We start from the raw sequence: 11,307 nt of genomic DNA, 5'->3' as shown, positions 1-11,307 counted from the left end.
GCGAAGATGCGGCAGCACTTGATTTTAGTGGTCGAAGACAAGCTTTCGTTGCAAAAATGCTGCACCTCGGCTGCAATCGGGCAAGTCGAGCGGTCGCGTCCATTTCTTTTTACTTCTGGTGCCTTCCGCGTGTTAGCTGCGTCAGTATATTCGGAATATTCGGGGGTCACATGCAGCGTTTTCCTATTGTCGTCGCGTCATTGGTCGTGGCGACGTCTGCCTACGCGGCCGACATCTTGCAGCCGATCGCAGAAGAAACGATGGTCACGCCGCATATCTCCGGCTACGGCGAACTTTACCTTGGCGGACTAAGGTTTCCCGACGGCAACGACGACACGGTCCGGGGCGGCGGTGGTGCAGGTCGCGTCAACATTCCGTTTGCCGGGCGCTGGAACCTGCAAGGCGACCTCACTTACGATCGCATCTGGCAGGACGACTTTCACCTGGATGGCACCGGCGCCGCGATCCATGGCTATTATCGCGATCCCGACAGTTTTGCGGCTGGCGTTTTCGCTGCCTACAAATCCTATGGCTCCAATTTCCTTCGCGACGTAAGTGTGTACGACTATCAGGTGGGGCCGGAAGCCCAGGTCTATCTCGGCAATTTGACCCTTTACGGCCAAGCCTATTATGGCCAGTTCACCTTCGATTCCGAACATTTCGATATCGAACGTTTCGACCAATGGGGTGTCCGCGGCGTCGCGCGTTATTTCGTCCAGAAGAACTTTCGCCTGGATGCCGAACTCGATTTCCACAGAACGCTCGTGGGCTCCAACGAGGACATGTTTGACGCCGCCGTTCAGGCCACATACCGCTTCGACGATACACCGTGGTCGCTGTTTGGGCGCTATCAGTTCGAGCGGACCACGGTCTCCGAAACGGGTTATTCAAGCCACGAAGTCCTGATCGGCGTGCGCGCCAGCTTCGGCAGCAACTCGCTGCTTGACGAGGATCGCAATGGGGCGACCATGGACACCATGCGACCCAACGCGGTGAGAAGTTTCGGGGGCTAAGCTGGGTCCTACGTCCCGCTTCCGGCATCATCGCCTGTCTTGGTACCAACAGCCCCGGCCTCGCGCCGGGGTTTGCGCGAGATGCGCCGACGATGATCGATGCGCTCAAGGCCGGCGCGCTGTGCGGCACGCTGATCTGCGTGCCAGACTGCCGATCCAGCGTGAGGCAGGCGGCGGGCATGATGTCTGGATAAACGAAAAAATCGGTTGTCCGAGAAGCCGGCCCGCTTTTCGGGGCCATGCTCTGGGAAACAACCTGCTACAATCATAGGATGCATTCGACTGGCGGATTTAATCAAGTTTTCATGCGGCCACGCTAAGCAAGCAGGACAGAGTTGTCCTGGTTCGCATGTCGATGCCGGAGCAGCTTTTGCTCGCACATCGCGGGCTCCTCGGGCTTGGGCGACTCTCGATGCGCGTTATATCATGCATCGCCACGGAGCATAATCTGTGGCTTGTCCTCCTGGCGGCGCTGATGTGCGTCACCGGCTGTTGGGTGACGATCGGCCTCTTCGACCGTTCGAGGAAAACCACCGGCGTGCAGATGAAGGGCTGGCTGTTCCTGACCGCGGTCGCCGCCGGCTCGTCGATCTGGTGCACCCATTTCATCGCCATGCTGGCCTACCAGCCCGGCGCGCCGATCACCTTCGATCCGGTCCTGACCATGGCGTCCCTGGTCATCGCCATCGTCGGCACCGGGCTGGGCTTCACCCTCGCATCCGGCAAGAGCCGGCGGCTGGCCCCGGAATGGGGCGGCGTCGTCGTCGGCCTGGCGATCTCGGCCATGCACTACACCGGTATGATGGCCTATCACGTTGCCGGCATTGTCGAATGGGACGGCTCCTATGTCGTGGCCTCACTGGTCATCTCGGCGGTGTTCTCCGCCCTGGCCGTCGGCCATGCCGTACGCCGGCCATACGGCTGGTCGCATTATCTCGCCATCGGGCTGCTGGTGCTGGCGATCGTCGGCCTGCATTTCACGGCTATGGCCGCGGTGGCGGTGACGCCGCTGTCCTTCATCAGCACAGGCACCAATCCCGATATTCTGGTGGCAATGGCGGTCGCCGTCGCCGTGGTCGGCCTGATCGTCGCGGCCACCGGCTTCGCCAGCTACCTGATCGATGAGCGTGGCCGACTGGAGAGTTTCGAGCGGCTTCAGCATCTCGCCCTCAACGACGCCCTTACCGGCCTTCCCAACCGGGTCTCCTTCAACGACCGCCTCGACCATGAGATCGACCGGGCATGCGAGGGCGAGGACACGATGGCGGCGGTCATCGTCATCGATCTCGACCGCTTCAAGGAGATCAACGACCTCAGGGGACACGCGGCCGGCGACCAGGCTCTCAAGATCGTTGCCCGCAGGCTGGCGAAACTCACCGGCGAGGGCGAGTTCGTCGCACGGCTCGGCGGTGACGAGTTCGCCGCCATCAAGCGCTTCAAGGATCAGAAGGACCTGCTCGGCATGGTCTCGAGGCTGGAGAAATCCCTGTTCGAGCCGTTGCGGCTCGACGATTTCGAGATCGCCGCCGGCGCCAGCATCGGCGTCGCGGTCTATCCGCGCGACGGGGCCGACCGCGAGCGGTTGGTCAGCAACGCCGACCTTGCCATGTACCGGGCGAAGAACGACGTGACGCGAGCCGTCTGCTTCTACGAATCCGCCATGGACGAGACGGCGCGGGCGCGCCGCGCCTTGGCCACCGACCTTCGCCAGGCGATCGACCGCGGCGAGCTTTCGCTTCACTATCAGGTGCAGACCTCGGTCCCGACCGGCGCCACCTGCGGCTACGAGGCGCTGCTGCGCTGGACCCATCCCGTGCATGGCATGATCCCGCCCGCCGAATTCATCCCGATTGCCGAAGAGAACGGCTCGATCATGGCGATCGGCGAATGGGTGCTGCGGACCGCGTGCCGGCAGGCGGCCTCGTGGGGCAATGGCCACAAGATCGCGGTCAATTTGTCGCCGGTGCAGTTCGCCCATGCCGATCTCGCCAAGCTCGTCCATCAGATCCTGATCGAGACCGGGCTGTCGCCGAAACGGCTGGAGCTGGAGTTGACCGAATCGACGATCGTCGCCGACAAGGTGCGCACGCTGCATGTCCTGCGCCAGGTCAAGGCGCTTGGGGTGACGATCGCGATCGACGATTTCGGCACCGGCTATTCATCGCTCGATACGCTGCGCTCGTTTCCCTTCGACAAGATCAAGCTCGACCGCTCATTCATGGCCGATGTCGAGCGAAGCCCGCAGGCCAAGGCCATCATCCGGGCGGTGCTGACGCTGGGCCGCAGCCTCGACATTCCGGTGCTCGCCGAAGGCGTCGAGACACATGTCCAGCTCACCATCCTGCAGGTCGAAGGCTGCAATGAGGCGCAAGGCTATTTTCTCGGCCGGCCCAAGCCGATCGACCAGATCACCGGGGACACCGATGTCCGCAACGATCGACTCTTCGCGGAGGAGCCAGCGAGGATACGGCTGAGCAGGCAGGCATAGGACTGCCGCGGCCGGCGCCCAGCGAATGCCGTGCAGACGCCTGCTGGATCGAGATCGGATCGCTGCTGTGTCTGGCGTCGACATGGCGCATCCTGTATAGGCCTCCCAATTCCCCAGGGCCGCTCATGTCGTTCATTCCAGACACCACCACGCTGATCCAGTTCGCCATCGCCACGGTCATCCTGGCGATCACGCCGGGGCCGGACATGACCCTGTTCGTCTCGCGCACGCTGAGCCAGGGCCGTGCCACTGGCTTTGCCTCGATGGCCGGCGCGCTGTGCGGCACGCTGATCCACACCACGCTGGTGGTGGTCGGCGTCTCGGCGCTGATCGTCGCCTCGCCGATGGCATTCTTCGTGCTGAAGATCTTCGGCGCCGGCTATCTCGTCTTCCTGGCCTGGCAGGCAATCACCAGGGGCTCGGCCTTTTCGCCGGAGAAGAAGACGGGACCCGAGATTTCGCTGTTGCGCAGCTGGGCGGCGGGCCTCGGCGTCAATCTGCTCAACCCGAAGATCATCCTGTTCTTCATGACCTTCCTGCCGCAGTTCGTCTCCGCGCATGATCCGAACGCACCGGGAAAGCTGTTTTTCCTGGGCACGATGTTCATCGTGCTGTCGGTCCCGGTGACGGTGCCGATGGTGCTGGCGGCGGAAAAGTTTTCGGCGGCGATGAAGGCAAGCCCGCGCGTTACGCGGGTGGTCGACTATCTCTTCGCCGGCGTGTTCTCCGCCTTCGCCCTCAAGATCCTGACGGCGCAGGCGAAGTAGGCGCCGTCATCCTGTCCGGCCATCCTCTTTTGATCCTGGTTCGCCTTGCCACCAGCTTGCGGCCCAGCGCCCGGCGCTGAGCCAGTAAAAGATACCACCGACCATGCCGCTGCCGATCACGGCCATGATGGCGCTGGTGTCCCTGACGGCGAAGGCGGTGTCACCGCTGTGGTCGGCAAGCCCGAGGAAAACACCGGCAACCACCGCGCCCGCCAGCGCATAGAACAGCCAGTCGCGCCGGCCCAGGATTTCGGCAAGCAGGATGACGACAGAGGCCGGCATCAGGGCGAAATAGGCGACGAACAGGGCGGCGAACGGAATTGAGAAATACAGGGAAGCCGTCGCCGTCGGATGCGCATGCTCCGGCGTGTAGCCGAGCGATGCCAGGAACAGGATGTTGAGGAAGGCGCTCGCCGCCAGCGAGGCGACGGCATAGCCGAACAGGATGACGGTGAAACGGATGAGGTAGCCGACGAGACGCGCCATCAATCCCGGCCCAGATTCCGGCCCGTGCCGGACCTGCGTCCAGCCAGAAGCCAGTAGATCCACCCGGCGGCGATGCCGGCGGTGGCGAGAAAACCCAGAAAGCCCGGATTGAAGACAAAGCTGCTGGCCGAGCGCGGCATGGATACGCCAAAGGCGATGGACGTGATCGCACCGGTGGCGGCGAAGTAGAACCATCCCCGAAGTGAAAACCGTTCGGCGACAAAAAGCGCCGGACCGACGATCAACAGCGCGCCGATCATTACGGTCAACACGGCGAGCGGGAACGAGCCAAGCCAGTCGAAGGCGAAAATGATCGACCAGTTGCCGTCTTCGATGCCTTCCAGAAGAGCGATCAGCAGCACCGGCACCAGGATCGAGGTCAGCACGGCGGCGATATAGCCGACCGCCATGATGGCGAGGCGTCTTAGCCAGGCGAAGGGGCGGTTCACGCCTCGCCGTGCCCCGCTATCATCATCGCTTCCAGAGCCAGCCGGTCGACCTTGCGCATGCGCTCGGAGTCGGATTTGAGCTGGCCGCAGGCGGCGAGGATGTCGCGGCCGCGCGGCGTGCGGATCGGCGAGGCATAGCCGGCATTGTTGATGTAGTCGGCGAATTTCTCGATCGTCTCCCAGTCCGAGCACTGGTAATTGGTGCCCGGCCACGGGTTGAACGGGATCAGGTTGATCTTGGCCGGAATGCCCTTGAGCAGCTTGATCAGTCCCTTGGCGTCCTCGATGGAATCGTTGACGTCCTTCAGCATCACATATTCGAAGGTGATGCGCTTGGCGTTCGACAGGCCGGGATAGGCGCGGCAGGCGGCGATCAGTTCCTTCAGCGGATACTTCTTGTTGATCGGCACAAGCAAGTCGCGCAGATCGTCATTGGTGGCATGCAGTGAGATTGCCAGCATGACGCCGATTTCCTCGCCGGTGCGGAAGATTTCCGGCACGACGCCGGAGGTCGACAGCGTGATGCGCCGCTTCGATAGGGACAGGCCGTCACCGTCGGAAGCGATCAGCAGCGCCTTCTTCACCGCTTCGAAATTGTAAAGCGGCTCGCCCATGCCCATCATGACGATGTTGGACACTTTGCGGCCTTCGGCCGGCACGATGGCGCCGTCGGGCGTGTCGCGGTCAGGGAAATCGCCGAGCCGGTCGCGGGCGGTGAGCAGCTGGGCGAGGATCTCCTCGGCCGTCAGATTGCGCACCAGCTTCTGCGTGCCGGTGTGGCAGAACGAGCAGGTCAGCGTGCAGCCCACCTGGGAGGAGATGCACAGCGTGCCGCGACCCTCTTCGGGAATATAGACAGTCTCAATCTCGACAGGCCGGCCGGCGCCGCGCGGCGGAAAGCGGAACAGCCACTTTCGCGTGCCGTCGGCGGAAATCTGCTCCTCGACGATCTCGGGCCTGGCGACGGTGAAATGCTTGTCGAGCTCAGCACGCAGATCCTTGGAGATGTTGAACATGCCGGCGAAATCGGAGACGCCGCGCACATACATCCAGTGCCACAGCTGCTGGGCGCGCATTTTCGCCTGGCGCTCGGGCACAGCGCCTGATGCAACCAGAGTCTCGGCGAGTTCGATCCGCGTCAGGCCGATCAGCGACTGCTTTTCGGGCTGTGCCGAGCGGGCACGCAACGCGTCGCGGGCGCTGTCAGTGGTGAGATCGAATGAAAGGGTCATGGTTGCACTGATATAAGCGGTTTGCGGCCGATTTCACGCATCGTGCCGGAAAGGAAGCGCGGCGCATAGCACAGGTTGAGGGCAGAGTCATGCTCAGCTAGCTTTACGATCTACGATCGCCTTGGAACGACGTCGGCACCGCCCCTCGTCATGGCGGGCATTTCTCTCCCGATAATGCCTGTCTTGCGGCGGCAGCGCGTTTGGCTGATGGCTTCCCCCACTCCGTCGCTGCTTCGCAACGCCACCTCTCCCCCTCCGGAGGGAGAGGAAGGGAGCCAAGGCTGGCAAATTCGCGCCTTTCCTCTACCCCGTCGATCGGGGGAGAGGTGTCGAGCGTAGCTCGACGGAGTGGGGGTCGACCTTTCACCGAAGCGATGCTTCCGCCTGGCACTCAGGCGAGCGCCAACGACAGGTTTTTCCGGCGCTAGTTTAATAGACTGCCCAGCTGTGTTAGGCCGAAACATTCCCCGCTCGAGGACAGACATGGCCGGCACATCGCGAAAATATCCCATGCTGCGGCGTTCGCGCGCGATGTGGGGCTCACGGCGGGTCTGGCAGCCGCGCCTGGTGTTCTGGGCCGGCGCGCTTGGCATCGGTGTGATCAGCGTGCTGTTCGCGGTGCTGGCCGACAGGGCGCAGGAACTGTTTCAACTGATGACAGGAGATGCAGGCGGCTGGCGTTTCTATCTGCCGCTTGCCATTACGCCGTTGGGTTTCGTGCTGTGCGCCTGGCTTGCCCACACCTTCTTTCCCGGTTCGCAAGGCAGCGGCATTCCGCAGGCGATCGCCGCCCGCCATCTGCGTGACGACGAGGACCGCAGCCACATCCTGTCCCTCAAACTGGTGGCCGGCAAAATCATGCTCACCATCGTCGGCCTGTTCTGCGGCGCCTCGATCGGTCGCGAGGGTCCGACGGTGCAAGTCGGCGCGTCGCTGATGCTGCAGGCGGCACGCTGGGGCGGCATGGTGCAGGCCCGGGGTCTGATCCTGGCCGGGTCGGCCGCCGGGATTGCCGCCGCCTTCAACACGCCGCTGGCCGGCATCGTCTTCGCCATCGAGGAGATGGGCCGCACCTATGAGGCGCGAACCAACGGGCTGGTGCTGACGGCGGTGATCCTGGCCGGTCTCGCTTCGCTTGGCCTGCTCGGCAACTACACCTATTTCGGCGTCGCCAGGGACACCATCTCGTTTGCCGCCGAGTGGCCGCTGGTGCTTGCCTGCGGCGTCATCGGCGGCGGGTTCGGCGCGCTGTTCTCGCTGCTGGCGTTGAAGGCGACGCGGCGGATCCGGCGCTGGAACACTGGGCAGCCTTTGCGGCGCGCCCTGATCGTGGCCGCAATCTGCGGGCTTGCGGTGGCGGTGATCGGCATCGCCTCGGGCGGGCTGACCTTCGGCACCGGTTACGTCCAGGCGCGGGGCGCCGTCGAAGGCACGCCGCTGCCGTGGTTCTTCTTCGCCGAAAAGTTCCTGGCGGGACTGCTGTCGATGATCTCGGGCATTCCGGGCGGTATCTTCGCGCCCTCGCTGGCTGTCGGCGCCGGCATCGGCAGTTCGCTCGGCCTCCTCTTTGGCGCGAGCACTGGGGTGGCGGCACTGCTCGGCATGGCCGGCTATTTCGCCGGTGTGGTGCAAGCGCCGATGACGGCCTTCGTCATCATCCTGGAGATGACCGGCAATCACGACAATGTCATCGCGCTGATGCTGGCCTCGATGCTGGGCTACGGCACGGCGCGCATGATCTCGCACGAGCCGCTCTATCACGCGCTATCGCGTGTCTTCATCGCCGAGGCGATCCGGCGCCGCCGGGCGGAGGCCGGGCCGGGGCAAGTATGAAAGAAAAAGGCCGGGCTTCGCGGCCCGGCCTTTCCCTCAAAAAAAGTAGCTTTGCCTATTTACACTTGGCGATCGATGTCAGCGCCGCCGAAATGCCCTTCAGAGAGAAGACATAGGAGGTGGGATTGCCGCGGCCGGACTTCGCCGTCACCTTCATGTCGGTGCCGGTCTTCATGGCGGCGATCAGTACCGGCTCCTCGGCGGCATTCTCGACCCAGGCCGATTTGCCGCGCGTGAACATCGAAAACGTCTTCTTGTCGATGGTCACGGTGGCCTTGGAGCCTTCCTGGAAATTGTAGCCGGCAATGAATTGCGGCTCGTAGGACACTTGCTGGCCGGGCCGCTGGCTGACGAAGAAGAACATATCGCCATGGTCGAGCGTGGGCGGCTGCTTGTCGGTCGGCACGGTCAGGACATAGCAGACCTTGCCGCCCGATGCCTGGTAGCTGTAGGTGCCCCAGGCATTGTGCTGGCCGATCTTGGTCGCCGACTGCGCCAGTGCCGGCGCTGCCACGGCCACCAGGGCCAGACTCGAAACTATCGCAATCAATCCGCGCATCGCTTTTCCCGTATTCCAAATGGTGCGGAGGCAGGCCGGCTTGGCGTCCTGCCCGTCGCTTCATTTTGATTTAATCTGGGTTACCAAACGGTGAATTTCCGAAGAGAAAAGGACCCTCACCCCGAGGAAACCGCCACCATACCCGCGCCGCCGCCCTGCGAGCGGGTGGCGCGACATCCCTTTGGCGACTTGGAGGCCACGAAAGCGGCAAGAGTTTGACTTTTTACGCTGTCGCCGAAAGCCGGCTCCAACGGCGTTCCGCGCGCGTGTTCAGCCCTTGTCGGCTATGGCGTCCCTGGCGGCCTGCCGGTGCGCAGTGGTGATGTGGGCACTGACGGCGGTGATCGCGGCGGTGAGCACGGCGATGTCGTCGGTGAAGCCAAGCCCGAAGACGAAGTCGGGGATGACATCCACCGGCAGCACGAAATAGCCGAGCGCGGCCAGCAGAATGCCCTTGGCGCGCAGCGGCGTGTTCTTGTCCATGGCGCAATAATAGGCGGCCACGACCTCTTCCATGAAGGGGATCTGCCGCGCGGCCTTCTTGGCTGTGCGCCAGAATTTCTCGCGCACTTCGCTCTCGTCTGACGGCTTGCCGCCAAAGCCGAAGAAATCAAAACCGGATTGTTGCGCCATCAGTCTCTCCTTGCGGGGCTCATGCGCATCCGGCGCCTGCCCCGCGGGGGAAAATGTGGTGAAACCCGACCCCCGCTACAAGATGCCGGTGCCGATTTGGGCCTGCCGAGGCGATACCAGGCCTCAGGCGCCGGCAAAACGGTTCATTTTCGTGGCCAGATCGATATCGAGCGCAGTCACGCCGCCGGCGTCGTGGGTGTTCAGCGTCACGTCGACGGTCTTGTAGACATTCGACCAGTCGGGATGATGATCCATCGCCTCGGCGGCAAGCGCGACGCGGGTCATGAAGGCGAAAGCCTCGGAGAAATTCGCGAAGGTGAATGTGCGCTTGATGGAGGCGCCGTCTTTCGCCAGCGCCCAGCCGTCGAGGCCCGTCAATGCGGCTTCAGCGGCTTGCCTGCCCAGTTTCTCTCTCGCCATGTCCCTATCCTGTGCTATTCGAAAACGACCCTCACCATAGCGACGGATCGATGAGCGCGAAGCCTATAAATTCCATTCTCTTCGTCTGCCTCGGCAACATCTGCCGGTCGCCGCTGGCGGAAGGTGTCTTCCGCGCCGTTTGGGCCGAGCGCGGGTCGGCCCGGGATATCCTGCTCGATTCGGCGGGAACCAGTGACTGGGAGGCCGGCTCTGCCCCCGATCGACGCGCGATCGCGGTCGCCATGCGGCACGGCGTCGACATTTCCGGGCAGAGGGCGCGCAAGGTCACGCCGCAGGACCTCCACCGTTTCGACCTGATCCTTGGCATGGACCGGTCGAATGTCGCTGACCTGAAGGCGCTGGCGCCGGCGGCCGTGCAGGACCGTATCCATCTGTTCCTGGAATTCGCGCAGGGAAAGGCACGCGACGTGCCGGATCCTTATCATGACGAGGCAGAAGCCTTCGCTTCCGCCTATCGCATGATCCGCGAGGCGTCGGAGGCGCTGGCGACAAGGCTGGAGGCGCGGGCGTCCGTGCCTGACAGCGGCCAGGCTTCCTCGACGATGTAGGGTCCGCCGCCGACCGAATCGCGCGACGACATCAAAACGAAACGGCCGATGCGGAACGGCAGCGTCGAGAAATTGCCGCGCGCCGACAGATATTGGGCAACGTCCAGCGGGGTCGAATTGCGCAAGCGCGCCAGCGTCACATGCGGCATGAATTTGCGCGGGTCGGCCGGGATGCCGAGCCGCTGGCAGATGCGGTCGACCTCACCTTGAAGGGCGGCCAGATCGGGCGAGGCGGAAGCGCCCGCCCACACCGCATGCGGCTTCTTCTGGCCGAAAGCGCCGACGCCGGTCAGCGCCAGCGAGAAAGAAGGGCGGTGGACGCGGTCGAGCGCGTTGGCGATCTCGTCGGCGACATGGCCGGGAACATCGCCGATGAAGCGCAGCGTCAGATGGTAGTTTTCGACGTCGATCCAGCGAGCTCCCGGCAAGCCGCCCCGCAGCAGGGACAGCGAAAGGGCAGCGTCACGCGGAATTTCGAGGGCGGTGAAAAGACGCGGCATGAAGAGCCTCCCTTCCTCGAATCGAACTGTCACCCATAGCGAATCATCGATAGTCAAACGGAGCAAGAGGTTTGTTGGCCACAGTCCCTGTTAAAAGCTCGCCGGGCGGAAACAGTTCCAACCCGCTAGGAATCGCCCGGCACCGCCGCGATCACCTTCTCGACCGCGGGCAGGATGCGTTCGACCATCTGGTCGACGCCTCGTGCGCTCGGATGCAGGCCGTCCTCGAGCTGCATGCCGGGCTGGCCGGCGACGCCGTCGAGAAAGAACGGGTAGAGCGCGACGTCGTATTTCTTCGCCAGGTCCGGGAAAATGGCGTCGAAGGCGCTCTGGTAGTCGGGACCGAGATTGGGTGCGG

At 63.5% G+C, this 11,307-nt stretch carries 13 protein-coding genes; 5 read left to right on the top strand and 8 right to left on the bottom strand.

The genetic code is table 11. The annotated features are described in order from the left end of the window. The 3 genes from EN991_RS39825 to EN991_RS09185 all read left to right on the top strand — a co-directional run. Positions 1–1,013, top strand: a 1,013-nt coding sequence (locus EN991_RS39825; protein WP_164768935.1) for a hypothetical protein, incomplete at its 5' end; no start/stop codon positions are given. Between the two features lie 412 nt (positions 1,014–1,425). Further along, positions 1,426–3,501, top strand: a complete 2,076-nt coding sequence (locus tag EN991_RS09190) for a bifunctional diguanylate cyclase/phosphodiesterase (protein WP_127368615.1) — start codon at positions 1,426–1,428, stop codon at positions 3,499–3,501. 125 nt (positions 3,502–3,626) lie between these two features. Further along, positions 3,627–4,268 carry a LysE family translocator gene (locus tag EN991_RS09185; protein WP_013528810.1) on the top strand — a complete coding sequence of 214 codons (642 nt, stop codon included), beginning with the start codon at positions 3,627–3,629 and terminating at the stop codon, positions 4,266–4,268. 6 nt (positions 4,269–4,274) lie between these two features. Here the strand turns inward: EN991_RS09185 and EN991_RS09180 are convergent, their stop codons facing one another. Genes EN991_RS09180 through rlmN form a run of 3 tightly spaced genes read right to left on the bottom strand, consistent with a single transcriptional unit; the run spans position 4,275 to position 6,435 of the window. Further along, entirely contained in the window at positions 4,275–4,754 is a 480-nt protein-coding gene (locus EN991_RS09180) for a hypothetical protein (RefSeq protein ID WP_063173380.1), read from the bottom strand. Then, positions 4,754–5,203: a hypothetical protein gene (locus tag EN991_RS09175; protein WP_127368614.1), complete on the bottom strand. Its 450-nt coding sequence runs from the start codon at positions 5,201–5,203 to the stop codon at positions 4,754–4,756. The genes EN991_RS09180 and EN991_RS09175 overlap by 1 nt, the downstream gene beginning before the upstream one ends. After that, a complete protein-coding gene (gene rlmN / locus EN991_RS09170) occupies positions 5,200–6,435 on the bottom strand; it encodes a 23S rRNA (adenine(2503)-C(2))-methyltransferase RlmN (RefSeq protein ID WP_027162882.1) in 1,236 nt (411 codons plus the stop codon). The genes EN991_RS09175 and rlmN overlap by 4 nt, the downstream gene beginning before the upstream one ends. A 483-nt stretch (positions 6,436–6,918) precedes the next feature. Here rlmN and EN991_RS09165 point away from each other — a divergent pair, with 483 nt between their 5' ends. After that, positions 6,919–8,268, top strand: a complete 1,350-nt coding sequence (locus EN991_RS09165; protein WP_127368613.1) for a chloride channel protein — start codon at positions 6,919–6,921, stop codon at positions 8,266–8,268. A gap of 55 nt (positions 8,269–8,323) precedes the next feature. On the opposite strand, the gene EN991_RS09160 is transcribed toward EN991_RS09165, so the two are convergent. The 3 genes from EN991_RS09160 to EN991_RS09150 form a co-directional block, all read right to left on the bottom strand. Continuing rightward, entirely contained in the window at positions 8,324–8,827 is a 504-nt protein-coding gene (locus tag EN991_RS09160) for an invasion associated locus B family protein (RefSeq protein WP_013528815.1), read from the bottom strand. A gap of 270 nt (positions 8,828–9,097) precedes the next feature. Beyond that, positions 9,098–9,460: a YkvA family protein gene (locus EN991_RS09155; RefSeq protein WP_127368612.1), complete on the bottom strand. Its 363-nt coding sequence runs from the start codon at positions 9,458–9,460 to the stop codon at positions 9,098–9,100. A 123-nt stretch (positions 9,461–9,583) separates the two neighbouring features. After that, positions 9,584–9,880 carry a 4a-hydroxytetrahydrobiopterin dehydratase gene (locus EN991_RS09150; RefSeq protein ID WP_127368611.1) on the bottom strand — a complete coding sequence of 99 codons (297 nt, stop codon included), beginning with the start codon at positions 9,878–9,880 and terminating at the stop codon, positions 9,584–9,586. Positions 9,881–9,930: 50 nt separating this feature from the next. Between EN991_RS09150 and EN991_RS09145 the strand changes: the two genes are divergently transcribed. Next, a complete protein-coding gene (locus EN991_RS09145) occupies positions 9,931–10,449 on the top strand; it encodes a low molecular weight protein-tyrosine-phosphatase (RefSeq protein WP_013528818.1) in 519 nt (172 codons plus the stop codon). Here EN991_RS09145 and thpR read toward each other — a convergent pair. Further along, a complete protein-coding gene (thpR, locus tag EN991_RS09140) occupies positions 10,353–10,949 on the bottom strand; it encodes an RNA 2',3'-cyclic phosphodiesterase (RefSeq protein WP_063169549.1) in 597 nt (198 codons plus the stop codon). The two genes, EN991_RS09145 and thpR, sit on opposite strands and share 97 nt — an antisense overlap. A 125-nt stretch (positions 10,950–11,074) precedes the next feature. Next, positions 11,075–11,307, bottom strand: a 233-nt coding sequence (locus tag EN991_RS09135) for an SGNH/GDSL hydrolase family protein (protein WP_348630498.1), incomplete at its 5' end; no start/stop codon positions are given.

Source organism: Mesorhizobium sp. M7A.F.Ca.US.005.03.2.1, assembly GCF_003997795.1.
In the GTDB taxonomy this organism is placed as follows: domain Bacteria; phylum Pseudomonadota; class Alphaproteobacteria; order Rhizobiales; family Rhizobiaceae; genus Mesorhizobium; species Mesorhizobium ciceri.
This window is presented reverse-complemented; position numbering and strand designations above follow the sequence as displayed.